This window comes from Streptomyces sp. NRRL S-337 (assembly GCF_000720175.1).
GTDB classification, from domain to species: Bacteria; Actinomycetota; Actinomycetes; order Streptomycetales; family Streptomycetaceae; genus Streptomyces; species Streptomyces siderophoricus.
This window is the reverse complement of sequence record NZ_JOIX01000031.1, coordinates 53,369-78,344: the sequence shown is the minus strand read 5'-3', so window position 1 is coordinate 78,344 and position 24,976 is coordinate 53,369. Positions and strand designations below refer to the sequence as shown.

Annotated in this window: 25 protein-coding genes, 1 tRNA gene and 1 riboswitch; of the genes, 10 read left to right on the top strand and 16 right to left on the bottom strand. The window is 71.1% G+C overall.

Annotation, left to right across the window (positions count from 1 at the left end; genetic code table 11):
• Window positions 1–377 precede the first annotated feature (377 nt).
• Window positions 378–1,727, bottom strand: coding sequence for a DUF445 domain-containing protein (locus IG62_RS0122295; protein WP_030805948.1), 1,350 nt, complete (start codon window positions 1,725–1,727; stop codon window positions 378–380).
• A 283-nt stretch (window positions 1,728–2,010) separates the two neighbouring features.
• Here IG62_RS0122295 and IG62_RS0122290 point away from each other — a divergent pair, with 283 nt between their 5' ends.
• Window positions 2,011–3,321 carry an SGNH/GDSL hydrolase family protein gene (locus tag IG62_RS0122290; RefSeq protein ID WP_030805943.1) on the top strand — a complete coding sequence of 437 codons (1,311 nt, stop codon included), beginning with the start codon at window positions 2,011–2,013 and terminating at the stop codon, window positions 3,319–3,321.
• A 116-nt stretch (window positions 3,322–3,437) separates the two neighbouring features.
• A complete protein-coding gene (locus IG62_RS0122285) occupies window positions 3,438–4,022 on the top strand; it encodes a hypothetical protein (RefSeq protein WP_158795075.1) in 585 nt (194 codons plus the stop codon).
• A gap of 13 nt (window positions 4,023–4,035) precedes the next feature.
• Here the strand turns inward: IG62_RS0122285 and IG62_RS0122280 are convergent, their stop codons facing one another.
• From IG62_RS0122280 to IG62_RS0122265, 4 genes are all read right to left on the bottom strand, one after another.
• Entirely contained in the window at window positions 4,036–4,758 is a 723-nt protein-coding gene (locus tag IG62_RS0122280; RefSeq protein ID WP_030805937.1) for a DUF1707 SHOCT-like domain-containing protein, read from the bottom strand.
• Between the two features lie 67 nt (window positions 4,759–4,825).
• The gene (locus IG62_RS0122275; protein WP_037838965.1) at window positions 4,826–5,857 is read right to left on the bottom strand and encodes an ABC transporter ATP-binding protein; all 1,032 of its coding nucleotides are present in this window, start codon (window positions 5,855–5,857) and stop codon (window positions 4,826–4,828) included.
• Between the two features lie 55 nt (window positions 5,858–5,912).
• Entirely contained in the window at window positions 5,913–6,677 is a 765-nt protein-coding gene (locus IG62_RS0122270) for an ABC transporter permease (RefSeq protein ID WP_078872158.1), read from the bottom strand.
• An 82-nt stretch (window positions 6,678–6,759) separates the two neighbouring features.
• Entirely contained in the window at window positions 6,760–7,557 is a 798-nt protein-coding gene (locus tag IG62_RS0122265) for an ABC transporter permease (protein ID WP_030805929.1), read from the bottom strand.
• Between the two features lie 308 nt (window positions 7,558–7,865).
• Between IG62_RS0122265 and IG62_RS0122260 the strand changes: the two genes are divergently transcribed.
• On the top strand, window positions 7,866–10,067 hold the full coding sequence (locus IG62_RS0122260) for a transglycosylase domain-containing protein (protein ID WP_051798408.1): 2,202 nt from the start codon (window positions 7,866–7,868) through the stop codon (window positions 10,065–10,067).
• Window positions 10,068–10,091: 24 nt separating this feature from the next.
• On the opposite strand, the gene IG62_RS0122255 is transcribed toward IG62_RS0122260, so the two are convergent.
• The 3 genes from IG62_RS0122255 to IG62_RS0122245 all read right to left on the bottom strand — a co-directional run bounded on the left by IG62_RS0122255 (window position 10,092) and on the right by IG62_RS0122245 (window position 11,388).
• Window positions 10,092–10,412, bottom strand: coding sequence for a DMT family transporter (locus IG62_RS0122255; protein WP_030805923.1), 321 nt, complete (start codon window positions 10,410–10,412; stop codon window positions 10,092–10,094).
• A 33-nt stretch (window positions 10,413–10,445) separates the two neighbouring features.
• Window positions 10,446–10,509, bottom strand: a riboswitch (guanidine-III (ykkC-III) riboswitch).
• Window positions 10,510–10,612: 103 nt separating this feature from the next.
• On the bottom strand, window positions 10,613–10,915 hold the full coding sequence (locus tag IG62_RS0122250) for a GroES family chaperonin (protein ID WP_051798423.1): 303 nt from the start codon (window positions 10,913–10,915) through the stop codon (window positions 10,613–10,615).
• A gap of 155 nt (window positions 10,916–11,070) precedes the next feature.
• Window positions 11,071–11,388 (bottom strand): DUF3618 domain-containing protein, encoded by a 318-nt coding sequence (locus IG62_RS0122245; protein ID WP_030805917.1) that lies wholly within the window; start codon window positions 11,386–11,388, stop codon window positions 11,071–11,073.
• Between the two features lie 181 nt (window positions 11,389–11,569).
• Here IG62_RS0122245 and bcp point away from each other — a divergent pair, with 181 nt between their 5' ends.
• Window positions 11,570–12,037 carry a thioredoxin-dependent thiol peroxidase gene (gene bcp, locus IG62_RS0122240; RefSeq protein ID WP_030805913.1) on the top strand — a complete coding sequence of 156 codons (468 nt, stop codon included), beginning with the start codon at window positions 11,570–11,572 and terminating at the stop codon, window positions 12,035–12,037.
• 4 nt (window positions 12,038–12,041) lie between these two features.
• Here bcp and IG62_RS49605 read toward each other — a convergent pair whose 3' ends face one another.
• Together IG62_RS49605 and IG62_RS0122230 are read right to left on the bottom strand one after the other, a co-directional pair.
• Window positions 12,042–13,316, bottom strand: a complete 1,275-nt coding sequence (locus tag IG62_RS49605; RefSeq protein ID WP_051798422.1) for a sensor histidine kinase — start codon at window positions 13,314–13,316, stop codon at window positions 12,042–12,044.
• Window positions 13,316–13,822, bottom strand: coding sequence for a hypothetical protein (locus IG62_RS0122230; protein ID WP_030805907.1), 507 nt, complete (start codon window positions 13,820–13,822; stop codon window positions 13,316–13,318). The genes IG62_RS49605 and IG62_RS0122230 overlap by 1 nt, the downstream gene beginning before the upstream one ends.
• A gap of 338 nt (window positions 13,823–14,160) precedes the next feature.
• On the opposite strand from IG62_RS0122230, the gene IG62_RS0122225 reads away from it, so the two are divergent.
• The 4 genes from IG62_RS0122225 (at window position 14,161) to IG62_RS0122210 (ending at window position 17,244) form a co-directional block, all read left to right on the top strand.
• Window positions 14,161–15,699 (top strand): MFS transporter, encoded by a 1,539-nt coding sequence (locus IG62_RS0122225; protein WP_030805904.1) that lies wholly within the window; start codon window positions 14,161–14,163, stop codon window positions 15,697–15,699.
• 111 nt (window positions 15,700–15,810) lie between these two features.
• The gene (locus tag IG62_RS0122220; RefSeq protein ID WP_030805901.1) at window positions 15,811–16,476 is read left to right on the top strand and encodes an HNH endonuclease signature motif containing protein; all 666 of its coding nucleotides are present in this window, start codon (window positions 15,811–15,813) and stop codon (window positions 16,474–16,476) included.
• The gene (locus tag IG62_RS0122215) at window positions 16,473–17,141 is read left to right on the top strand and encodes an HNH endonuclease (RefSeq protein WP_030805898.1); all 669 of its coding nucleotides are present in this window, start codon (window positions 16,473–16,475) and stop codon (window positions 17,139–17,141) included. Before IG62_RS0122220 ends, IG62_RS0122215 begins: the two co-directional genes overlap by 4 nt.
• A 28-nt stretch (window positions 17,142–17,169) precedes the next feature.
• Window positions 17,170–17,244 (top strand) — tRNA-Leu (locus IG62_RS0122210).
• Between the two features lie 56 nt (window positions 17,245–17,300).
• On the opposite strand, the gene rdgB is transcribed toward IG62_RS0122210, so the two are convergent.
• The 4 genes from rdgB to IG62_RS0122190 form a co-directional block, all read right to left on the bottom strand.
• Complete coding sequence (gene rdgB / locus IG62_RS0122205; RefSeq protein ID WP_030805895.1) at window positions 17,301–17,936, bottom strand: RdgB/HAM1 family non-canonical purine NTP pyrophosphatase; 636 nt, start codon at window positions 17,934–17,936, stop codon at window positions 17,301–17,303.
• 107 nt (window positions 17,937–18,043) lie between these two features.
• Window positions 18,044–18,445, bottom strand: a complete 402-nt coding sequence (locus IG62_RS0122200; protein WP_030805893.1) for a hypothetical protein — start codon at window positions 18,443–18,445, stop codon at window positions 18,044–18,046.
• A 196-nt stretch (window positions 18,446–18,641) separates the two neighbouring features.
• Window positions 18,642–19,373: a ribonuclease PH gene (rph, locus tag IG62_RS0122195; RefSeq protein ID WP_030805890.1), complete on the bottom strand. Its 732-nt coding sequence runs from the start codon at window positions 19,371–19,373 to the stop codon at window positions 18,642–18,644.
• A gap of 121 nt (window positions 19,374–19,494) precedes the next feature.
• The gene (locus IG62_RS0122190; protein ID WP_030414504.1) at window positions 19,495–19,728 is read right to left on the bottom strand and encodes a glucose PTS transporter subunit EIIB; all 234 of its coding nucleotides are present in this window, start codon (window positions 19,726–19,728) and stop codon (window positions 19,495–19,497) included.
• A gap of 257 nt (window positions 19,729–19,985) precedes the next feature.
• Here IG62_RS0122190 and IG62_RS0122185 point away from each other — a divergent pair, with 257 nt between their 5' ends.
• The gene (locus IG62_RS0122185; RefSeq protein ID WP_030805887.1) at window positions 19,986–21,287 is read left to right on the top strand and encodes a PTS transporter subunit EIIC; all 1,302 of its coding nucleotides are present in this window, start codon (window positions 19,986–19,988) and stop codon (window positions 21,285–21,287) included.
• Between the two features lie 270 nt (window positions 21,288–21,557).
• Window positions 21,558–22,811, top strand: a complete 1,254-nt coding sequence (locus IG62_RS0122180) for a PTS transporter subunit EIIC (RefSeq protein ID WP_030805884.1) — start codon at window positions 21,558–21,560, stop codon at window positions 22,809–22,811.
• A gap of 128 nt (window positions 22,812–22,939) precedes the next feature.
• Here the strand turns inward: IG62_RS0122180 and IG62_RS0122175 are convergent, their stop codons facing one another.
• Window positions 22,940–23,692, bottom strand: coding sequence for an MBL fold metallo-hydrolase (locus tag IG62_RS0122175; RefSeq protein ID WP_030805881.1), 753 nt, complete (start codon window positions 23,690–23,692; stop codon window positions 22,940–22,942).
• Between the two features lie 331 nt (window positions 23,693–24,023).
• Window positions 24,024–24,974, bottom strand: coding sequence for a PLP-dependent cysteine synthase family protein (locus IG62_RS0122170; protein ID WP_030805878.1), 951 nt, complete (start codon window positions 24,972–24,974; stop codon window positions 24,024–24,026).
• Window positions 24,975–24,976 lie beyond the last annotated feature (2 nt).

Below are 24,976 nucleotides of genomic sequence, written 5' to 3'. Positions count from 1 at the left end.
CGGGCGTTTGTGTGTCGGGTGCGGTGACAGCCCTCCAGACTTCGTCCTCCGGTCTGTCCCCTCCCGTGGGTGGGGGTGGGAGGCCGGTGGGGGTGAGCGTCGTCGTTCCGGATGTACGTCATGTTGGGGTGTGAGGAATACCGCCCCAGCCCCGCTTCCAAGGACTCAATAAGGAGCGAAGGCGGAGCGCAGCGGAGCGTAAAGCGTCAGCAGTCCACACAACCGGCCCCGGAGGCCCGTCACCGCACCCAACACCCACCCAGCCCGCCGCAGGCGCAACGGCGACCAAGCCCCGCGGCGCCGCAGACAGCTACGTGCGGGGCGCCGCAAAGCGCAGCGCCCCGCGGCGGGAAAGCCAGGTACGTGGGAAGTCAGCGTCAGCCAAGCGCACGGGAAACCGTATAGATGGCCAGCCCCGCCAGTGCCCCCACCACCGTGCCGTTGATGCGGATGAACTGGAGGTCGCGGCCGATGTGGGCCTCGATCTTGCGGGAGGTGTGGGCGGCGTCCCAGCCGGCCACCGTGTCGGTGATCAGGGACGTGATCTCGCGCTGGTACGTCGTCACGATGTAGACCGCCGCGCCCTCCAGCCAGCCGTCCACCTTGTTCTGCAGCCGCTCCTCGTCGGACAGCCGGCGGCCCAGGGACAGCAGCGCGGCCCGTACCCGGAGGCGGAGTTCGCTCTGTTCGTCCTCCGCGGCGGCGACGATCATCGCGCGGACCGCGCCCCAGGCGGAGGCGATCAGGTCCTGGACCTCGCCGCGCCCGAGGACCTCGGACTTCAGGTGCTCGACCCGGGCCCTGGTGTCCGGGTCGGTCTGCAGGTCGTCCGCGAAGTCCGCCAGGAAGCGGTCGATGGCGCCGCGCGCGGGGTGCTCGGGCATGTCCCGCATCTCGGTGACGAAGCGCAGCAGTTCCTTGTAGACCCGGTCGCCCACCTTGCGGTCGACGAACCGGGGCGTCCATCCGGGGGCGCCGCCGGAGACCGCCGCCATGACGGAGTCGCCGTGTTCGACCAGCCAGTCGTGGGCACGGGCGACGACCAGGTCCACCACCCGCCGGTGGCCGCCCTCGGCGACGACCTTCTCCAGCATGGTGCCGAGGCCGGGTGCGATCTCCTGGGCGTCCGCGCGGCGGGTGATCGCCTCGCCGACCACCGCCTGCACGTCGGAGTCGCGCAGTACGGTCAGCGCGCCGCGCAGCGCGGTGGAGAGTTCGGCGGTGACCCGGTCCGCGTTGCGCGGCTCGGCGAGCCAGCCGCCGAGGCGGCGGCCGATGCCCACGGACCGCAGCCGGCGGCGGACGACCTCGGCGGAAAGGAAGTTCTCACCGACGAAATCCCCCAGACTCTGTCCGAGTTGATCCTTCTTCGTGGGAATGATGGCGGTGTGCGGGATCGGTAGTCCCATGGGCCGTTTGAACAGTGCGGTGACCGCGAACCAGTCGGCCAGCGCACCGACCATGCCGGCCTCCGCAGCCGCGGCGACGAACCCGGTCCAGCCGCCCGCCCCCGCGCGCCCGGCCCACGTCGCGAGGGCGTAGACCAGCGCGACGGCCAGCAGCAGACCGGTGGCCAGCGTCTTCATCCGGCGTACGGCGTGCCGCCGCTCCTCGTCGGCGGCACCGTAGACGAAGCCGCCGGCCGGCGCCACCGGGCCGCGCGGCGCCGCGTCCGCCGCCGGGGAGGCGTCCCCCGCCGATGCCCTGTCCGTTCTCGTGCGTTCCATCCGCTCCACCGCTCCCACCGTGCCCCCCACCACTCCCACGGCCTATGCTGCGCCGCGGGTCCGGCCACCGGTCCGGCCGTATGTCCCACTGTGACCTACTCCTGGAGCCAACCACGAGTTCCCGGCACCCGCCGGGGGCGGCACCGAACGGGGTGCCGGGCGGCTCCCAGGAGGTCCGTGGGATCATGGGAGACCGACCGGACGCCAACGGTGCCGCTGCCCGCCCGCTGCCCTTGCCCGCCCGGAGCCTGGAGCTCCGCTTTCCCCAGGAGACCCCTCCCGCATGAAGAAAAGTGTGGGTTACGCCCTGCTCGCCGCCCTGGCGGCAGTGGTGGTGCTGATCTCGGTCGCGATATTCGCCGGCTTCGGCGGCGAGGACGGCGGCCCGGGCAGCTCCCCGCACAAGCCGCGCGATCCCGCCGCACCGGCGGTCTCCGGGCAGTGGGTCGGCACCTGGTCGGCGGCCGCGGCGGCGGCCGAGCCCGGCACCCTGGACGGCTACGCGGGGATGTCGATACGCAACGTGGTGCACACCAGCGTCGGCGGCTCCGGCGTCCGCATCCAGCTCTCCAACCTCTACGGCACCCGGCCGCTGGTGGTCAGCCACGCCTCGGTGGCCCTGGCCGCGGCCCCCAGTGACCCCACCGCCGCGGACGGCACGATGCGCCGGCTGTCCTTCGGCGGCAAGCCCGCGGTGACCATCCCCGCGGGCGGCGCGGTCACCAGCGACCCGACCCGGCTGAAGGTCCCCGGCGACGCGGACCTCCTGGTCACCACGTACTCCCCCTCCCCCTCCGGCCCGGCCACCTACCACCCGTACGCCCGGCAGACCTCCTACCTGGCGCGCGGCGACCGCGCCGAGGACGGCACCGGCGCCGCCTACACCGAGCAGAGCCCCTACTGGCGCTATCTGACCGGGGTCGACGTGTGGAGTACCCAGGCGCAGGGCTCGGTGGTCGCCATCGGCGACTCGATCACCGACGGCATCACCTCCACGGCCGGCGCCAACCACCGCTGGACGGACTTCCTGGCCGCCCGGCTGCGCAACGAGCCCGGCGCGCCCCGCTACGGCGTCCTCAACCAGGGCATCAGCGGCAACCGCCTGCTGGTCAACGGCAGCCGCTTCTCGCCCAACAACGGCCCCAGCGTGCTGTCCCGCCTCGACCGCGACGCGCTCTCCCGCACCGGCGTGAAGGCGGTGATCGTCGAGATCGGCCTGAACGACCTGTTCAAGTCCCCGCGCCAGCTCGACCCGCAGAAGATCGTCGCGGGCATGCGGCAGATCGTCCGGGACGCGCACGCCCGCGGCCTGCGCGTCACCGGCTCCACCCTTACGCCGTTCGGCGGACACCGCGGTTACTCCGCCCAGCTGAACTCGGTCCGCGAACGGGTCAACCGCATCATCCGCTCCGGCACCGTCTACGACGAGGTCGTCGACTTCGACAAGGCCCTCCGCGACCCCGCCGCCCCGGTCCGCCTGCGCCCCGTCTACGACTCCGGCGACCACCTCCATCCGAGCGACGAGGGCTACCGCGCCATGGCCCACACGGTCGACCTCGACCTCCTGCGGCAGTCCGCCCCGGCGTCGCTCTGACCTCCGTCCCACCGCCGCGGGCCCGTTCGGCCGCCCGGGTGGTTACCTCCGGGCCCCACGCCCTTCCGGCGCGTTCCGCCCCCACCGGCCCGTCCTCGTCCTGATATGCGAGGCCCATGGAGGAACCGAAGCGGCGAAGTGACCGCCCGGCCAGGACACGGTCCGGGTCCCGGCTCCACGACGTGCGGTGGGTCGCGACGGTGCTGGCGATCCTCGTCGCGGGCATCGGGACACTGCTGTCGGTCCCGCTGCTCGTCCTGACGTCCCACGACCAGTCCGGCAATCCCGTGGTGCTGCGGCCGGTGCCCGGCACTCCGCCGGCAACCGTCTCCCCGGCCCCCACGCCCTCGGCACCCCGTACGAGCGGGGCGCCCACCTCCGCGCCGCCCACCGTGGGCTCAGAAGGGCCGTCCCCTCCCGGGTCCCCCGAGTCCCCCGGGTCGCCGTCCCGGCCCGTCCCGTCCGCGACGCCCTCGCCCCCGTCGCCCCGGCCTTCGGCCGGCGGCGGCCAAGTGACGATCGGGCAGCTCTCCATCGCGCTGGCGCTCCCGCCGTCGCCGGGCGGGCCCCCCACCCTGCTCACGGCACTGGGCACGGTGATGACCCCGGCCGTCGCGCTGGTCACCTTCCTCCTCGGCCGGCGCAGGGGCGTGGCCGAGGGCCGGCAGCCGGACGGCGACGAGGGGCCGGGCGGGCCCTGAAGTCGGTCGGCGGTCAGTCCAGTTCCTTGCCGCGGGCGCGTTCCTCGGCCTTCAGGCGGCGGCGTTCCTCCTTCAGGCGGCGCTTTTCGGAGGTGGGCAGTTTGCGTTCGACGCCGACGCCGCCCATCAGTGCCAGGCCCCGGACGATCACCCGCGGTGCGCCGGGGTCGCCGGGGACGCCGTCCTCGTGGGAGTCGAAGCCGCCCATGATGCCCAGTCCCCGTACGTCGACCTCGACACCCGGCGGGACGATGACGTTCACGCCGCCCATGAAGGCCCAGCAGTCGATCACGACCTCCGACGCGGCGAAGTCGGCCTCGCGCAGGTCGATCTCGCCGCCGCCCATGCAGCAGACCGCGGTGAAGCGGCGGCCGATCGTCCAACGGCCCTTGCGCTGGAAGCCGCCCAGGACCGCCAGGCCCGTCGTCGAGCCGCGGGCGTCGCCGGCGATCCGGCCGGCCCAGGAGCCCACCGCGGCGGTGTCCTTGTGCAGCGACACGGGGGCCGCCGCTGCCGGGGCGGGTGCCGTCGTGGCCGGCAGGTCGGCGGTGAGCGGCGCCAACTCCCCGTAGGTGCGGGCCAGATAGGCCGCTTCCAGCCGTTCGTCGAACTCCGCCATCTCCAGCCGCCCCTCCGCGAGGGCGTCCCGCAGGATCTCGGCGACCCGGTCGCGGTCGGCGTCGGAGGCACGCAACTCGGCGGCGGAGGCCCGCGGCGCCGGGAGGTCGTCAGTCATACGGACAGCGTATGGGGCAACGGCGGGCGGCGGGCCGGTGTGTGTCCCTCCGGTCGCGCCTTCCTGCCTAGGCCGGGGCGCGCTGGCCGTCCGGGGTGCGGCCGGGCTCCGCGCGGGTCGCGCCGCGGGCGTACAGCTCGGCGATCAGTGACTCGACGTCCGGCTCGCGCAGCGACAGGTCCACCAGCGGATAGCGTTCGGCGACCGCGGTGACCAGCGGCGCGGCGCTCTGTGCCGCCGGGAACACCAGCCACTGCCGGGGGCCCTCCACCCGGACCGTACGGGCACCGGGAACGCCCTCGATGGGCGGCAGTTCGCGTTCCAGGTCGACCACGAGGGTGCGTTCGCCGTCGGCCGCCGCGCGCAGCCCGTCCAGTGCGCCGTCGTAGACCAGCCGGCCGTGGTCGATGACCATCACCCGGCGGCACAGTTGCTCGATGTCGGTCAGGTCGTGGGTGGTGAGCAGGACCGTGGTGCCCCGGTCGGCGTTCACCTCGCGGACGAACTCCCGCACCTTCGCCTTGCTGACGACGTCGAGCCCGATGGTGGGCTCGTCGAGGTAGAGCACCTCCGGGTCGTGCAGCAGGGCCGCCGCGATGTCGCCGCGCATCCGCTGCCCGAGGGAGAGCTGCCGTACGGGGACGGCCAGCAGCGGGGCCAGGTCGAGGAGTTCGACGCAGCGCTCCAGGTTGGCGCGGTAGACGGCGTCGGGGATCCGGTACATCCGGCGCACCAGCTCGTAGGAGTCCGCGAGGGGCAGGTCCCACCACAGGGTGGTGCGCTGGCCGAAGACCACGCCGATCCGGCGGGCGAGCCGGGTCCGTTCGCGCGCGGGGTCGATCCCGGCGATCCGCAGCCGGCCGCCGCTGGGCACCAGGATGCCGGTCAGCATCTTGATGGTGGTGGACTTGCCCGCACCGTTCGGCCCGATGTAGCCGACCATCTCGCCGCGCGGCACCTGGAAGGTGATGCCGTCGACGGCCCGCACCTCCTCGCGCACCCGGCGCAGCCGGCCCGCCTTGCGCCGTACCGAGAAGACCTTCTCGATGCCGCGGACGTCGATCAGTGGCTCCGGGCCGGTGCCGTCGGAGTCCGTCATCCTGTGCTTCCTTTCGGGGAGTCGGGCGTCGTACGGGACCTGTGCCGACGGCCCGTCAGCTTCCGGTGCTGCGGTAGCCGCGCAGGCCGTACCGCCAGGCCAGCGCCGCGCCGGCGCACATCAGGGCGGCCACGGCGGGGCCGAGGAAGTCCACCCAGCCGGGCAGGCCGAGCGGGTCGGGGCGGCCCAGCAGCCGCAGTGCGGGCAGCCAGTTGACGAAGGCCAGCGGGACGACGAAGGTGACGCCGCGCACCAGGTCCTTGGCGAACACCGTCGGCGGGTACTGCAGCAGGGCGTTGCCGCCGTAGGTGAAGGAGTTCTGCACCTCGGCCGCGTCCTGCGCCCAGAACTGGAAGGCGGCGCCGGTGGTGAAGACCGCCCCGAAGATGGCCGTGCCGCAGACGGTCATCAGCACCACCAGCAGCAGCCTCCCCGCCGTCCAGTCCACGTCGAGCCGGGTCACCGACCAGCCCAGCACCAGCAGCGCCTGGGAGATCCGGCCCAGCCGGCGCAGCGCGAACCGGTCGGCGGCGACCTGGGCGAACACCGGGGCGGGGCGCAGCAGCAGGACGTCGAGGGTGCCGTCGCGGACCCGCCGGCCCAGCCGGTCCATGCTGCCCAGCAGCAGGTCGGCGAGGCCCAGCGACAGCCCGGACGTGCCGTACAGGAAGGCCACTTCGGGCAGCGTGAAGCCGCCGAGCGCGTCGATCTGCGAGAACATCAGCAGGATCGCGACGAAGTCGAGTGCGCAGGCGGCGAAGTTGCCGACCGCCATCATCACGAACGAGGCCCGGTAGGCGAGGGTCGAGCGCACCCACATCCGCACGATCAGCCCGTAGGCGTACAGCCCCTGGGCCGCGGCCGTGCGCCACCCCTCCCGGACCGCGGGCCACCTGTCGTGATCAGCCACCGTGCACCACCACCCGGCGGGTCGCCGCGGACTGCACCAGCCGGCCCAGCGCCAGCAGCGCCGCGCCCCACGCCGCCTGGAACACCAGCCCGCGCAGCAGCGCGCCGCCGGTGCGCACGCCGATCAGCACATCGGCCGGAACCTGCAGGATCGCCGCCCACGGCAGCAGCTGGACCACCTCCCCGAAACCGCCGGGGAAGACCCGCAGCGGCAGCAGCATCCCGGAGAAGAACAGGCAGGCCAGCCCGCTGATCATTGACAGTCCCGAGCCGTCCAGCAGCCAGAACGACGCCAGCGCCACCAGATAGCGCAGCCCGAAGGAGACCACGATCCCCAGCAGCACCGACAGCAGGAACCAGCCCCAGGTCAGCACGTCCCCGGGCAGCGCCAGCGGGAAGACCAGCGCGCCCACCGCCATCGGCACCACCCCGCGGCCGATCAGCTGCATCCCGGCCCGGCCCAGGTCCGCGGCCAGCCACCACAGCTGCAGGTCCGCCGGCCGGTACAGGTCCACCGCGACGTCGCCGGTGCGGATCCGCTCCTGCAGCTCCTCCAGGCCGCCGCCGCCCATCAGTGCCGCCGCCGCCAGCAGCGCCTGCGCGGTCCACACGAAGGTCAGCGCCTGCGCCTGGCCGTAGCCGCCCAGATGCGGCCGCTCGGCCCACAGGGCGACGAAGGTGTACGCCACGATGAAGCCGAAGACGGTGTTGGTGAACACCCCGGCCGCCGTCGCGACCCGATAGGTGGCGTACCGCCGGAAGCTGCCGGCCGCCACCGCCACGCACCACACGCACGCTCACCCGGCCCGTTCTCGTCACCGTTCGGATTCCGTCCCGTCCGGACGGCAAAGCACCGGAGCCTAAGTCGTGGGCCCGGCGGGCACCATCGAATTACCACCCATCCGGGTGAGCCATGGGCGCCATTCGGCCGGTCCGGTGGCAGGACCGGGTGCGTGCCACCCCCGCTGAACGGGACGCATGATGCGAAAGTTTCCCCACGGGCAACAGGTGCTTTTCCGGCGTACGGTGCACATCCCCCGACACGAGACCGTTCCGCCGCGGTACAACCTCCGGCGGAGGCCGAGGAGTCCATACCGACATGAGCGGACATCGCACAGTCTGGCGGCGGGCGCTGCCCAGCTGGCGCACGGTGCTCGGCACCGTGCTGGGGTTCTCGCTGCTCGTCATCGGCGCGCTGATCGCCGGCTACCTGCTCGTCGACATCCCGCCCGCCAACAGCGCCGCCAAGGCCCAGAACAACGTCTACCTCTACTCCGACGGCTCCGAACTGGCCCGCGACGGTGACGTCAACCGGCAGAACGTGACGCTCGGCCAGGTGCCCAAGTCCGTCCAGCAGGCCGTGCTCGCCGCCGAGGACCGCGACTTCTACTCCGAGTCCGCCGTCGACCCGGCCGCCATGCTGCGGGCCGCCTGGAACACCCTCACCGGCAAGGGCAAGCAGTCCGGCTCCACCATCACCCAGCAGTACGTCAAGAACTACTACCTCGGTCAGGAACAGACCCTCACCCGCAAGGCCAAGGAGTTCTTCATCGCCGTCAAGCTGGACCGCCGGGTCAGCAAGGACAACATCCTCGAGGGCTACCTCAACTCCAGCTACTACGGCCGCAACGCCTACGGCATCCAGGCCGCGGCCCGGGCCTACTACGGCATCGACTCGGTCGACCTGACCACCGCCCAGGGCGCCTACCTCGCGGCGCTCCTGAACGCCCCCAGCGTCTACGACGTCACCGCCCACCCCGCCAACACCCCGCGCGCCCTGGCCCGCTGGAACTACGTCCTGGACGGCATGGTCACGCAGAAGTGGCTCAGCCCCGGCGCACGCGCCGCGATGCGCTTCCCGGTGCCCCGGCCCGCCCGCACCTCGCCCGGACTGACCGGCCAGCGCGGCTACCTCGTCGAAGCGGTCAAGGACTACCTCACCGACCACCACATCCTCGACGAGGACACCCTGCGCGCCGGCGGCTACCGCATCACCACCACCCTCAACCGACGGCGCCAGAACGCCTTCGTGCACGCGGTCGACACCCGCCTGATGGACCGGCTCGACGACTCCCGCACCACCGACGGCTACGTCCGCGCCGGCGGCGCCTCCATCGACGTCCGCACCGGCCGGGTCGTCGCCCTGTACGGCGGCATCGACTACGCCAGGCAGTACGTCAACAGCGCCACCCGCCGCGACTACCAGGTCGGCTCCACCTTCAAGCCGCTCGTCTTCGCCTCCGCCTTGCAGCACCACGCCACCACCCAGGACGGCGACCCCATCACCCCGAACACCGTCTACGACGGCGACAACAAACGGATGACCGTCGACCACGGCCACGCCACCGGATTCGCGCCCGCCAACGAGGACGACCGCTCCTACGGGCCGATCACCGTCTCCGAGGCCACCGACAAGTCCGTCAACGCCGTCTACGCCCAGATGGGCATCGACGTCGGCCCGGACAAGGTCAAGGACACCGCCGTCGACCTGGGCATCCCCGCCGACGCCCCCGGCCTCGCCGCCTCCCGCGGCGCGATCGCCCTGGGCACCGCCACCCCCAGCGTCCTGGACATGACCCAGGCCTACACCACCCTCGCCCGGCACGGCGAACGCCGCCCCTACACCCTCATCAACAAGATCACCAAGGGCGACGAGGAGATCGACCTGCCCGACCGCGAGACGACCACGGCGATCCCCCGCGAGGCCGCCGACACCACCACCTCCGTCCTGCGCAGCGTCGTCGACGGCGGCACCGGCACCGCCGCCCAGGCCGCCGGGCGGCCCGCCGCCGGCAAGACCGGCACCGCCGAGCAGGACAAGGCGGCCTGGTTCGCCGGCTACACCCCCGAGCTGGCCACCGTCGTCGCCGTCCTCGGCCAGCACCCGGAGACCGCCGCCCAGGAGCCGCTGTACGGCGCCGCGGGCCTGGACCGGGTCAACGGCGGGGACTTCCCCGCCCAGATCTGGGCCGACTACACCGCGGCCGCCCTGCGCGGCCGCCCCGTTCACGACTTCGACCTCCAGCTCGCGGACGGCGCCGAGCCCGCACCGTCGGTGGAACCGTCCGACAGCGAATCGGCGTCCCCCAGCGACTCCGCGCCGCCCTCACCCGAGCCGTCCGCCTCCCCGACGCGGCCCACCCCGACCACCGCCCCGCCGACCCCGCCGACCACCGGGCCGCCCTCCCCCACCTTCCCGACCCCGACCCCGCCGACGACCGAGCCCACGCAGGACTTCCCCACCGCCGGCCCGGACGGCGACGCGCTGAGCCGGCGGCTGCGCGCCCGATGGGGCATGTGACACACGCCGGGAACCGGCCGGGGGTCAGTGGCCGGACGTCGCCTTCAGGCCGACCACGGCCACCAGCAGCAGACAGATGAAGAAGATCCGGGCCGCCGTGGCGGGCTCATCGAGCACCACCATCCCGACCACCGCGGCACCGGCCGCCCCGATACCGACCCACACGCCGTAGGCGGTACCGATCGGCAGGGTCCGGGCCGCGTACGACAGCAGCATCATGCTGACGACGATGCCCCCGCCGGTGAACACGCTCGGCCACAGCCGGGTGAACCCCTCGGTGAACTTCATCCCGATCGACCAGCCGACCTCCAGCAGACCGGCGACCACGAGCAGGACCCACGCCATGACGGCACCTCCGTGAACCTCAGCTTCAACAGGGGTGCGTCGTCTTGTCCTGACCCGGTACGGCGCGTCTCGTCGGGACGTTCGAGGCTAGCAAAACGGGCAGGTCCGGACAGCCGAACGGGCGGTGACCACGGTCACCGCCCGCATCCCGTCCTACGCACCGGCCACCGGCGGCCGGCTACAGATACAGCCCCGTCCGGCTACAGATACAGCCCCGTCGCGTCGTCCGCGCCCTCCAGCCGCTCCGCGGCCACCGCGTGCAGATCCCGCTCGCGCATCAGCACGTACGCCACACCGCGCACCTCGACCTCGGCCCGGTCCTCCGGGTCGTACAGCACCCGGTCGCCCACCTCGACGGTCCGCACGTTCTGCCCCACGGCGACGACCTCGGCCCAGGCCAGGCGCCGGCCGACCGCCGCGGTCGCGGGAATGACGATGCCCCCGGACGAGCGGCGCTCGCCCTCGGGAATGTCCGTCCGGACCAGCACACGGTCGTGCAGCATCCGGATCGGCAGCTTGTCGTGGGTGTCCTTGGTGTTATTCGGGCTCACGCCATGACCGTACCTGGCCCGGCGCCCCGATCACGCACCGCAGCCCGGATCGGCCCGGCCACCGACGCCCCGCGCCGCCTCTCAGGAGCGCCGCCCGGCCCGGCCGCTCAGTCGCGCCGCCTGGCCCGCAGCGTCAGCAGCCCCACCACGGCCACACCGATCAACGCCACCGGAACGATCCGCTCCAGCCGCGGCGCCCCGTCCTCCGACACCAGCTGCCCCCGCACGTCCGCGAGCGCACGGTGGGTGACCACATACGCCCGACCCGCCGTACGGTCCACCGCCGACATCGCCTTCGCCTTCGCCTCACCCATGATCGTCTTCGGGTGCAGCCGCACACCGATCTCGTCGAGCGTGACGGCGAGCTCCTGCCGCCTGCGGACGATGTCCGCCTCGATCTGCGCCGGGGTCCTGGCCTCCGCCACCGCGCTGCCTCCGTCGTCTCGCGCCATTCGATGATGGACAGTCTGTCAGCTCACACCCGCGCGCGCCCCACAGCACCCCCGTTTCGCGCGCCCTGCACGCCCCACACGTCCCGACTGTCGGACCCGGTGGCTAATGTCGAAGGCGTACCGAACCCGCCGACACCGCCGTACGAGGAGAACCATGAGCGAGCGACTGCAGCCCGGCGACACCGCCCCCGCCTTCACCCTGCCCGACGCGGACGGCAAGCAGGTCTCGCTCGCCGACCACAAGGGCCGCAAGGTCATCGTCTACTTCTACCCCGCTGCCCTCACCCCCGGCTGCACCAAGCAGGCCTGCGACTTCACCGACAACCTCGACTTCCTCACCGGCCACGGCTACGACGTCATCGGCATCTCCCCCGACAAGCCGGAAAAGCTCGCCAAGTTCCGCGAGAAGGAAGACCTCAAGGTCACCCTCCTCGGCGACCCCGACAAGACCGTCCTGGAGAACTACGGCGCCTTCGGCGAGAAGAAGCTCTACGGCAAGACCGTCACCGGCGTCATCCGCTCCACCGTCATCGTCGACGAGGACGGCAAGGTCGAACGCGCCCTCTACAACGTCAAGGCCACCGGCCACGTCGCCAAAATCATCAAGGACCTCGGCCTCTGACCCCTCACACCCCAGCCACCGGCACCGCCGGCCCCACCGCCGCCCGGTCCGGCAACTCCAGCACGGCCTCGGCGCCGCCCTCCGCGGCGGCGCCGAAGTCCAGCCGCGCCCCCAGCACCTCCGCCTGCCCCGCCGCGATCGTCAACCCCAGACCGTGCCCGGTCCCCCGCTCCGGCGCCGCCGTACGGAACCGCCGCGGCCCCTCCGCACACAACTCCGCCGGATAACCCGGCCCGTGATCCCGCACCACGATCCGCGACCCGGCCACCACCACCTCGATCGGCGGCTTCCCGTGCTTGGCCGCGTTCGCCAACAGGTTCACCAGCACCCGCTCCACCCTCCGCCGATCCGTCTCCACGATCCGCGGCTCCCCCTCCACGACGACCGACACCTCGTCCACCCCACGCTGCCGCGCCGCCCGCTTCACGATCCCCCGCACCAACGACGGCAGCTCACAAGCATCAAGATCCGCCCGCTCCACCCCCGCGTCCAGCCGCGACACCTCCAGCAGATCCTCCACCAGCCGCCGCATCGCCTGCGCCCGGTCCCGGACCATCTCCACCGCCCGCGGCTGCGGCAACAACTCCGCCGCCGCCACCAGACCCGCCACCGGCGTCCGCAACTCATGCGCCACATCCGCGGTGAACTCCCGCTCCGCCTCCACCCGCGCCGCCAACGACGTCGCCATGTGATGCACACTCCGGCCCAACTCGGCCACCTCGTCCCGGCCATGGCTCGCCAACGCATCCGCGTCCGGCGGCTCACCCGCCGCGATCCGCCGCGCCGCCGCCGCACTCAGCCGCAACCGCCGCGACAACCGCTGCGCCACGAACCACGACACCACCGCCATCAACCCGACCGTGCCGCACCCCGCGATCAACAACGCCCGGTCCAACGCCACCTGCGCCGGATCGTCATCCGGATACGCCGCCGACACCGACAACGACCGCACCGGCCGGCCCCCACCGCCGTCACCGACCCCGGTCGCCGCCCACACCCGCGGATCCTCACCACCACTGACGTACGTCCCCGAACGGCCCTTGAACACCGCCTCCCGCAACGGCCCCGGCAACGTCGCATCATCCAGCTGCGCACCCAGCGCCAGCGTCCCGTCCCGCTCGTAGATCTGCAGCGCAGAACTCAGCCGGTCGTCCTGATACGACCGCGCCGAACGCTCCCGCTCCGCATCCGCTATGTGATGCACCGCAAACCCGAGCACCACCACAGCCAGCGCCGTCATACACGAAATGGCCAGGGCGATCCGGCCTCGAATGCCCATCACGCGAGGTTGTACATCTCCGTCGTGTCCCCGAGCGGCGTCGACCCCTCGTACGTCACCTCAAGACCCGTGAACGCCAGCCCGCCGTCCACCGACTTCGGGTTGTACAGCCGGAACGTCGCCGGAAAACCCGAATCAGCCCCCACACCGGCGCCGGTCTTCTCCACCTGCACCACACCCACCCCCAGCGCATCCCGCGCCCCGTACTTCTTCCACGTGATCGCGGTCGCCACCATCCCCGCATCCGCACACGTCAACGTGATCACCTGCGGCTTCACCTCGGGCTCCCCGATACCGCAGTCCCGCACCCCGGGCAGACCCCCCGACTGCTTGGCGTCCTCCTTGACGTCCTGCACCGCCGACGTCTTCGGCGCCGCATCCACCGCCGACGCCCGGTCCGACACCTGGCTCAACCACACCCCACCGGCCGCCAGCGCCGTCACCACGACAAAGGCCACCAGCGCGGTACGCCCCCGCACCCAGCGGGACCCTTCGCGGTCGGTCATCACGATCTCCTCCCGGGGACCACGCCCCGTACCCCCACCAGCAAACACGACTGCCACGCCCGGCCCCGCCACTCTCTCGCCCCCGCGACACAGGCAGATTGCCCGAATACTGCAGTGACCGCGCGGCTGTGTACCAGTCCTGTAACAAGCACCGTCACACCTCTGGCGCACCCCCGAACATCCGCCCCCCACACTGCCCCGGACGGCCCACCCACACGTGACGTACATCGCTTCGTACCGCCAGAGTGGTTTGATCCGCGCTCCACTGCGCAGGCGCACCTGTCGTATCCGTCGCACCCGCCGCGCCCCGCGCGCCGAACGACCGAGAGGACCGCCTCGTGCCGACCGGTAGCACTGAAGCCGAACGCGCTCCCGACCAGGACCGGGAAGCGCTCAAGCGCCACCGGTGGCTCTTCCGTGCCGTCGCCCGGCGAAGAAACCCCCGACTCCGCCGCACCGACATCACCGTCACCGACGAGCGCGTCGTCAAGCGCGCGGTGAAGGCCGCCGCCCTCGGCAACGCCATGGAATGGTTCGACTTCGGGATCTACAGCTACCTCGCGGTCACCATCGGCAAGGTCTTCTTCCCCGGCGGCAGCGACACCACCAGCCTGCTGTCGTCCTTCGCGACCTTCGCCGTCGCCTTCCTCGTACGGCCCCTCGGCGGCGCCTACTTCGGCCCGCTCGGCGACCGCATCGGCCGCAAGAAGGTCCTCGCCCTCACCATGATCATGATGGCCCTGGGCACCTTCTGCATCGGCCTGATCCCGTCCTACGACACCATCGGCTTCTGGTCCCCCACCCTGCTCATCCTCTTCCGCCTCATCCAGGGATTCTCCACCGGCGGCGAATACGGCGGCGCCTCGACCTTCATCGCCGAATACGCCCCCGACAAGAAGCGCGGCTTCTTCGGCAGCTTCCTCGAACTTGGCACCCTCATCGGCTACACCGGCGCCGCCGGCATCGTCCTGCTCCTGACCACCCTGCTCGGCGACCACGCGATGAACTCCTGGGCCTGGCGCCTGCCCTTCCTCATCGCCGGCCCGCTCGGCCTGGTCGGCCTCTACCTGCGGGTCAAGCTCGACGAAACCCCCGCCTTCCAGAAATTCGAGGCGTCCCACACCCACCACGCCACCGGCTCCGTCGTCGAGGCCGAAGCGGAATTCTCCCACCTCTCCGAAAACGCCCCGAAGAAAAAGCTGGGCGAAATCTTCGCCCAGCAATGGCCCACCCTCACCCTCTGCATCGCACTGGTCGGCGCGTACAACATCACCGACTACATGCTGCTCTCCTACATGCCGACCTACCTGACGGACACCCTCCACTACGAGGAGTCCCACGGCCTGCTGATCCTCCTCGGCACGATGATCGCCCTGATGTGCGTCATCTCCTCGGTCGGCAAACTCAACGACCGCTACGGCCGCAAACCGCTCCTGATGGCCGGCATGCTCGGCTTCTTCCTCCTGGCCATCCCGGCCTTCCTCCTGGTCAAACAGGGCACGATCCTCACCGTCTGCCTCGGCATGGCCCTCCTCGGCCTCTCCCTGGTCTGCCTCCTGGGCACCATGTCCGCCGCCCTCCCCGCCCTGTTCCCCACCCACGTCCGCTACGGCTCCCTCTCCATCGGCTACAACCTCGCGGTCTCCCTCTTCGGCGGCACCACCCCGCTCGTCATCACCGCCCTGATGGACGCCTTCGGCAAGAACGTGATGGTCCCCGCCTACTACACGATGGGCGCCGCCCTCGTCGGCGTCATCGCCGTGGCCTGCATGAAGGAAACCGCCCAGCAACCCCTCGACGGCTCCCCGCCCTCGGTGGCCACCAAGGAAGAGGCCGTCGAACTCATCACCGCCCAGGTCCAGGAGCCCCGCTTCTGACCGGAACCTGCAGTTTCTCTTCCTGACCCTGCGTAACCGCCCCGGCGTTCGATCGTTGTTCTGTTCGAGCGAGCACCGGGGCGGTTCCGGTGCGGGGACGAGGGGGAAGCAATGCCGGTCAGCCCGTACACCCGCGAGCGACTGGAGGCCGCGGCGTCGTCGTCGCGCACGCTGTCGGAGGCGGTGGGGAAGTTGGGGGTGGATCCGCGGAGTCCGACGCGGACCTACCTCAGGGAGCGGATGAGGAAGCTGGGGGTGGACACGTCGCACTTCGAGCGGGAGGGGGCCAAGTGGACGAAGGAGGTCCTTGAAGAAGCGGTGGCGGCTTCCACGAACATGTGCGAAGTCCTGCGCCGTCTCGGGCTTGAGGTCGTCGGCGGACACCACACGCACATCAGCCGCCGGATCAAGTCGTACGGGATCGACACCTCGCACTTCACGTCGGTGGTCCGAACGGCGCGCATGAAAGGCAACCAGCGTCGTCGAGCTGCCGTGGAGATCCTCGTCGAGTCCACGTCAGCGCACGTCACACGCACGCCGAATGCCCGGCTCAAGAGGGCCATGCACGAGCTGGGCGTGGAGGAGCGCTGCGCCTTGTGCGGAATCGAACCGGTCTGGCTGGGGGAGCGGCTCCCCCTGGAGGTCGACCACATCGACGGCAACTGGCGCGACAATCGGATCGGGAACCTGCGGTTCCTCTGCCCCAACTGCCATTCCACGACCGACAGTTACCGGGGCCGCAGCAAGGGACGGCGCACCAGGGGTACCACCGCATGAGCACCAGTGTGCGCTACACCCGCGAACGGCTGAAACAAGCGGCGGAACAGTGCTCGGACATCGACGAGGCCATCGCCTTCCTGGGCACCCGACCGTACGGTCACCTCCGGCAGTATCTGTTCCGGCGCTTCGAGCACTTCGGAATCGATGTCTCGCACTTTCCACGTCAGAGGCGGGCCAAGGGGGCACCCGCCAAACCGCCTGCCGATGAGCTACGCCGCGCTGTCGAGGGGGCGACATCCATCGCCGGCGCTCTCCGCGCGCTAGGGAAGGAGCCGTACAGCAACCGCTTGCGAGCTCTGTTCCACACATGGGTGGCCCAGGAGGGTCTCGACATCTCCCGGTTCGTGGGGCAGGCGCACCAGAAGGGGAAACGGGGCACGAATGCCAAACGGCCGGAAGAGGTCCTGGTACGGCACAGCGGGAGGCACCGAATCGCAACCAAGCGCCTGCGCCGCGCACTACGCGAAGTCGGCGTACCGGAGCAGTGCGCCAGGTGCGACGTCGCGCCCGAGTGGCTGGGCAAACCCATGACCCTAGAGGTCGATCACATCAACGGGGACTGGCGCGACAACCGGCGGGAGAACCTGCGGTTGCTGTGCCCCAACTGCCATGCGATCACGAGCACGTGGTGCCGAGGAGGGACACCGCCACCGGCGAACTGACCCCGACCAGTAGAGTAGGCACCGCTGCGGGCCCGTACCCCAGCTGGCCAGAGGGCGCCGGTTTAGGTCCGGTGTGTCGTGGGTTCAAATCCCACCGGGCCCACAGGAAAACCAGGCCCCGCACCTTCGATTCATAGGTGCGGGGCCTGCTCCGTCAACTCAGCCCAACAACTCCCGCACCACCGGCACCAACGCCCGGAACGCCTTCCCCCGGTGGCTGATGGCGTTCTTCTCGTCGGCGGTCAGTTCGGCGCAGGTGCGGGTCTCGCCGAGGGGCTGGAGGATCGGGTCGTAGCCGAAGCCGCCGGTGCCGGTGGGGGTGTGGCGGAGGGTGCCTTCGAGCTTGCCCTCGACGACGCGTTCGGTGCCGTCGGGGAGGGCGAGGGCGGCGGCGCAGGCGAAGTGGGCGGCGCGGTGTTCGTCGGCGATGTCGGCGAGTTGGGCGAGGAGCAGGTCGAGGTTGGCCCGGTCGTCGCCGTGCTTGCCGGACCAGCGGGCGGAGAGGATGCCCGGGGCGCCGCCGAGGACGTCGACGCAGAGGCCGGAGTCGTCGGCGACGGCCGGGTGGCCGGTGGCCCGGGCCAGGGCGTGCGCCTTGAGGAGGGCGTTCTCGGCGAACGTGACGCCGGTTTCCTTGACGTCGGGGACGTCGGGATAGGCGTCGGCGCCGACGAGTTCGACGTCGAGGCCGGCCGCGTCCAGGATGGCGTGGAGTTCGCGGATCTTGCCGGCGTTGCGGGTGGCGAGGATCAGGCGGCGGTGGGTTGCGGGGCGTCCGCCGGTTTCTGGCTGCATGGGAGCGATTATCCCGGCCGTGCTGCCGGGAGATGCCCCGGGCGGGACGCCGTCGCCGTAAGCCGGCCGGTCGGCTCCCCGGCCCGTCCTCGTGCCGGCCGCTCCGGTCAGCCGGGGGTGCAGATCTTGGTCATCTGGCTGGTGCCGTCGACGATCGGCTGGATGTCGGGGGCCTTGTTGTTCTCGATGTCCTTGCGGGCGTTCTTGATGCCGGCGTTGGTCTTGTCGATGGCCTTGGACAGCTCGGGGTCGTTGGCCTCGTTGCTGAGCTTGCGCAGATTGCTGTCGATGTTGTCGAGGGCCTGCTGGGTCTTCTTGGGGTCCGTGAGGGCGTTGTCCGCGGCCTGCTGGAGTTTGTCGACGGCGTTGACGACGGAGGTGGCGGTCTTGGCGCAGTCGACGGCTTTCTGGACGGCTCCGCAGGAGGTGAGGAAGGGGACGGTGAGGGTGGCGGCGGCTAATGCGGCGACGGCGAGGGGGGTGGGTCGGCGGAGGGTGCTGGGGGCCATGGGGTGCGTTTCCTTCCTCGGCGGGGCATGGAGCCGGGGCGTGTGTCCCGGGTCATGTGCAGGCAAAGGAGGAAACGCGGGGCCGGGGGTCTTTGGTTGCCCGGTGGTCCGGCGGCGGCATGATCCGGCCGCCGGACCGCAGGAGATTGGCGTGATCCGGGCGTGGGCGACGGAAGGGGCCCACCGCCCGTTGGCGTCAGAGCGTGCCAGCCAGCGCCGTGCGCTGGATGGTGTCGAGGTCGGTGCAGCCGCTGACCGCGAGGTCGAGGAGGGCGTTGAGTTCGTCGCGGGCGAAGGGGGCGGCTTCGGCGGTGCCCTGGACCTCGACGAAGCGGCCGTCGCCGGTGCAGACGACGTTCATGTCGGTCTCGGCGCGGACATCTTCCTCGTAGCAGAGGTCGAGGAGCGGGGTGCCGTCGACGATGCCGACGCTGACCGCGGAGACGGTGCCGGTGAGCGGCTTGCGGCCGTGCTTGACGAGCTTCTTGTGCTGGGCCCAGCTGACGGCGTCGGCCAGTGCCACGTAGGCGCCGGTGATCGCCGCGGTGCGCGTGCCGCCGTCGGCCTGGAGGACGTCGCAGTCGAGGACGATGGTGTTCTCGCCGAGGGCCTTGTAGTCGATGACGGCGCGCAGTGAGCGGCCGATGAGGCGGCTGATTTCGTGGGTGCGGCCGCCGATCTTGCCGCGGACGGATTCGCGGTCGCCGCGGGTGTTGGTGGAGCGGGGCAGCATCGAGTATTCGGCGGTGACCCAGCCTTCGCCGGTGCCCTTGCGCCAGCGGGGGACGCCTTCGGTGACGGAGGCGGTGCAGAAGACTTTGGTGTCGCCGAAGGCGATGAGGACGGAGCCTTCGGCGTGCTTGCTCCAGCCGCGTTCGATGGTGACGGGGCGGAGCTGTTCGGGGGTGCGGCCGTCGATGCGAGACATGGCGTAGACCCTATCGGGGAATGGTGAAGGCCCCGTTCCGGGCGGTGGGTGTCCGGGGGCGGGGCCTTGGGAGGGTGAGCGGGGCGCGGTCGGGGGTCGGTCGGCCCGGCGGCTCAGGTCCTCACATCATGTCTTCGATTTCGGCGGCGATGGGGTCGGCGTCGGTGCCGATGACGACCTGGATCGCGTTGCCCATCTTGACGACGCCGTGGGCGCCGGCGGCCTTGAGGGCGGCCTCGTCGACGAGGGAGGCGTCGGAGACCTCGGTGCGGAGGCGGGTGATGCAGCCTTCGACCTCTTCGATGTTGTCGAGTCCGCCGAGGCCGGCGACGATCTTCTCAGCCTTGCTGGCCATGTCCACTCCTGCTTGTCTCGGCCGCCGGCGGTGCCGCCGTGCGGTTTTCACACCGTAACGCACGTTCAGCCCAACTATGTGGGCGTTTGTCCGCTGTCTGACGAAGGATGGCGATCACCGGTTGGGCGATCACCGGGACGGTGATCACGCGACGGCGGGCGCGCGTTCGGCGACCGCCGCCAAGTGGTCTACACCACCAGTATGCGGTATGCAGCGGGCCGGCCGTCCCCGGGGCGGCTGCCGGGAGGACGGCGCGGATGAGTGCGGAGGCAGCGGCGGCGGAGCCGCGGAGGAACCGGGCGTCGGACCTCTTCCAGGGGCTGCAGAAGATGGGGCGGAGTCTGCAGCTGCCGATCGCGGTCCTGCCCGCGGCGGGGATCCTCAACCGTCTCGGGCAGCCGGACGTGTTCGGCGCGAAGGGGCTGGGCTGGGACGCGGTCTCCAAGGTCATGATGGGCGCGGGCAGCGCCCTGCTCGACGGCGCCCTGGGGCTTCCCCTTCTCTTCTGTGTGGGCGTGGCCATCGGCATGGCCAAGAAGTCCGACGGCTCCACCGCGCTTGCCGCCCTGGCAGGCTTCCTCGTCTACTACGGCGTCCTGCGGCAGTTCCCCAAGCTGTGCGCCGGCGGTGCGAAACCCGTGCCCGGGGTCGGCTGTGTGGCCCCGGACGCGACGGCCACGGCGTTCACGTACCAGAATCCCGGCGTGTTCGGTGGCATCGTCATCGGGCTGCTCGCCGCCTTCTTCTGGGCCCGCTACCACCGCACCAGGCTCGTCGACTGGCTGGGCTTCTTCAACGGCCGCCGGCTGGTCCCGATCATCATGGCCTTCGTGGCGATCGCCTTCGCCGCGCTGTGTCTGTGGGTCTGGCCGCCCATCGGGGACGCGCTGGAGGGCTTCAGCCGATGGCTCAGCGACCTCGGCTCCTGGGGGGCGGGCGTCTTCGGCGTGGCGAACAGGGCGCTGCTGGTGATCGGGCTGCACCAGTTCCTCAACGTGCCCATCTGGTTCCAGTTCGGCAGCTACACCAAGCCGGACGGCGCGGTGGTGCACGGCGACATCAACATGTTCCTGGCGGGCGACCCGAACGCCGGTCAGTTCACCTCGGGCTTCTTCCCGATCATGATGTTCGCGCTCCCGGCGGCCGCCCTGGCGATCACGCACTGTGCCAAGCCGCACCGCCGCAAGGAGGTCGGCGGGCTGATGCTCTCCGTGGCACTGACCTCGTTCGTGACCGGCATCACCGAGCCGATCGAGTACTCGTTCCTGTTCATCGCGCCCCTGCTGTACGCGGCCCATGCGCTGCTCACCGGTGTCTCCATGGCGGTGACCTGGGCGCTGGGGGTGCACGACGGCTTCAGTTTCTCGGCCGGTCTGATCGACTACGTCATCAACTGGGGGCTGGCGACGAGACCCTGGTTGATCATTCCGATCGGCCTGTGCTTCGCCGCGGTCTACTACCTCATCTTCCGTTTCGTGATCACGAAGTTCGACCTCCGGACGCCGGGGCGCGAACCGGATGAGGTGGGGGACGCGATGGAGCGGGAGAACGTGAAGTAGGCGCGGGCGCGGCCGGGGGGAGGGCGTCCGGAAGGGCTGCGGAAGGCCTTGGCAAGGCACCCGCAAGGGCCCCGGGAGGCCTCGGCGGGCCGGTGAGCAGGGCGTTTCGGGGGCCGGTCCCCCTGTGGTCCACACCACTTGGAAGAATGGATTCCTTTATGCCCGGGCTACATGCTAAGAATGGTCTAAACCACCGGTGGTGTAGACCAAGGTGTAGACCAACCAGCGGGCCTTCCCCCTGCACATGCCCGCTTCACCAGGAGGAATCCGATGAGTTCGGCCACCGCCGCGAAGGCGGCCCCCGCGAAGAAGCGGGGCTCCGGCCTGTTCCAGGGCCTGCAGAAGATCGGCCGCAGCCTCCAGCTGCCGATCGCCGTCCTGCCCGCCGCGGGCATCCTCAACCGCCTCGGCCAGCCGGACGTCTTCGGTGAGAAGGGCCTGGGCTGGGTCGACGTCAGCAAGGTCTTCGCCGCGGCCGGTGGCGCGGTCTTCGACAACCTGCCGCTGCTGTTCTGCATAGGCGTGGCCATCGGCTTCGCGAAGAAGTCCGACGGCTCCACGGCGCTCGCCGCCCTGGTCGGCTTCCTGGTCTACAGCAACGTCCTCAAGGCGTTCCCGGTCACCGAGGGCCACATCGAGAAGGGCAAGTGGGTCGAGCCGGTCGTCAACAACCCGGGCGTCCTCGGCGGCATCGTCATGGGTCTGCTCGCCGCGGTCCTCTGGCAGCGCTACCACCGCAAGCAGCTGAAGGAATGGCTGGGCTTCTTCAACGGCCGCCGGCTCGTCCCGATCATCATGGCGTTCGTCGGCACCGCCGTCGGCGTGCTGTTCCTCCTCGTCTGGGAGCCGGTCGGCAGCGCCATCTCCAGCTTCGGCGAGTGGATGACCGGGCTCGGCGCGGCCGGCTCCGGCCTCTTCGGCCTGATCAACCGGGCGCTGCTGCCGATCGGCATGCACCAGTTCGTCAACACCGTCTCGTGGTTCCAGCTCGGTGACTTCACCGACGCCGCGGGCAAGGTCGCGCACGGCGACATCGGCCGCTTCTTCGCCGGCGACCCGTCCGCCGGCCAGTTCATGTCCGGCTTCTTCCCGATCATGATGTTCGGTCTGCCGGCCGCCGCCCTGGCCATCGCGCACGCCGCCCGCCCCGAGCGCCGCAAGGCCGTGCTGGGCATGATGATCTCGCTGGCGCTGACCTCCTTCGTCTGCGGCATCACCGAGCCGATCGAGTTCTCGTTCATGTTCATCGCCCCGGTGCTGTACGCGATCCACGCGGTGCTGACCGCCGTCTCGATGGCGCTGACCTGGGCCCTGGGCGTGCACGATGGCTTCACCTTCTCGGCCGGCGCCATCGACTACGCGATGAACTGGTCCCTCGCCACCAAGCCCTGGATGATCATCCCGATCGGTCTGGCCTTCGCGGTGGTCTACTACGTGCTGTTCCGGTTCGCGATCAGCAAGTTCAACCTGACCACCCCGGGCCGGGAGCCCGAGGAGGAGATCGAGGACCTGACGAAGGCGTAGGCCGCCGCGCCCACGGCGTCCCGCCACCACACGGGCGTCACGCCGCGACACGACACAGGGCCCCGGAACCACAGCTGGTTCCGGGGCCCTGTCGTGTCGTGGCGTGGCGTGACGCGGGTCCGCCCGCTTCAGATCTCGTAGACCACGCCCGCCCGGGCGACCTCGACCGGCCCGTCGTAGACCTTCTGCGCGTCGCGGACGCTGATCTCCGGGTCGGTCCACGGCGGGATGTGGGTGAGCACCAGCCGGCCGACGCCCGCCCGCCGGGCGTGCTCGCCGGCCTCCCGGCCGTTCAGGTGCAGGTCCGGGATGTCTTCCTTGCCGTAGGTGAACGACGCCTCGCACAGGAAGAGGTCACTGCCCGCCGCCAGGGAGCCCAGCGCCTCGCAGGGCCCGGTGTCGCCGGAGTACGTCAGCGACCGGCCGTTGTGCTCGATGCGGAAGCCGAATGCCTCCACCGGGTGGCTGACCCGCTCGGTGCGGATGGTGAACGGCCCGACGGTGAACGTGCCGGGCGTCAGCGTGCGGAAGTCGAAGACCTCGCTCATCGCGCCGTCGTGCGGCACGTCGGCGTGCGCGACGGTGAGCCGCTGCTCGGTGCCGGCCGGCCCGTAGACCGGCATCGGGTCGCAGCGGCCGCCGTCGGGGCGGTAGTAGCGCACCACGAAATAGCCGCACAGGTCGATGCAGTGATCGGCGTGCAGATGCGACAGAAGCACGGCGTCCAGGTCGTACAGGCCGGAGTGGCGCTGCAGCTCGCCCAGGGCTCCGTTGCCCATGTCGAGGAGCAGCCTGAAGCCGTCGGCCTCCAGGAGGTAGCTCGAACAGGCCGATTCCGTGGAAGGGAACGACCCCGAGCAACCGACGACAGTGAGCTTCATACGGGGGTGAACCTCCGTGGGCGGGGGCGGCGGCCGGCGGTCCGTGCGGGTACTCCCGGCGGGGCCTTTGCCGGGTGCTGCCGGGTCTTGGGCGTTCTGTGCGGTGCCCACGAGCGTAAGGCGCAAAAGGTCCGGTGGCTCCTCCGGCGGGGCGAGCTGTGGGCGGAATCACCAGTCCGGGCTGACGGCCCGCACGGCCGTGCGACGCCCACCGCGAGGGCCCGTTGCCGGCCGTGCGACGCCCACCGCGAGGCCCCGTTGCCGGGCCGTACGACGCTCGCTGCCCGGGCCGCCCCGGCCCCCGCCGAAGCGGCCCGGCACCGGGGTCCCGCTACGCCCAGAGCTGCCCGTGCAGCGTGGCGATCGCCGCCTCGGTGGACTCGGCGGTGTAGACGCCGGTCGAGAGGTACTTCCAGCCGCCGTCGGCGACGACGAAGACGATGTCCGCGCACTGTCCGGCGCGGACCGCCTTCCGGCCGACGCCGATCGCGGCGTGCAGCGCCGCGCCCGTCGAGATGCCGGCGAAGATCCCTTCCTCGGCGAGGAGTTCGCGGGTGCGGCGGACCGCGTCCTCGGAGCCGACCGAGAAGCGGGTGGTGAGCACCGACTCGTCGTACAGCTCGGGGATGAAGCCCTCGTCGAGGTTGCGCAGGCCGTAGACCACGTCGTCGTAGCGCGGTTCGGCGGCCACGATCTGGACGCCGGGGACCTGCTCGCGCAGATAGCGGCCGACGCCCATCAGGGTGCCGGTGGTGCCCAGGCCGGCCACGAAGTGGGTGACCGAGGGCAGGTCGGCGAGGATCTCGGGGCCGGTGGTGGCGTAGTGCGCACCGGCGTTGTCGGGGTTGCCGTACTGGTAGAGCATCACCCAGTCCGGGTGCTCGGCGGCCAGCTCCTTGGCGACCCGGACGGCCGTGTTGGAGCCGCCGGCCGCGGGCGAGGAGATGATCTCGGCGCCCCACATGGCGAGCAGCTCGCGCCGCTCGGACGAGGTGTTCTCCGGCATGACGCACACCATGCGGTAGCCCTTGAGCTTGGCCGCCATGGCGAGCGAGATGCCGGTGTTGCCGCTGGTGGGCTCCAGGATGGTGCAGCCGGGGGTGAGCCGGCCGTCCTTCTCGGCCTGCTCGATCATGTGCAGCGCCGGGCGGTCCTTGACCGAGCCCGTGGGGTTGCGGTCCTCCAGCTTCGCCCAGATACGGACGTCCTCGGAGGGTGACAGGCGCGGGAGGCGGACGAGAGGGGTGTTCCCGACCGCCGCCAGCGGGGAGTCGTACCGCACCG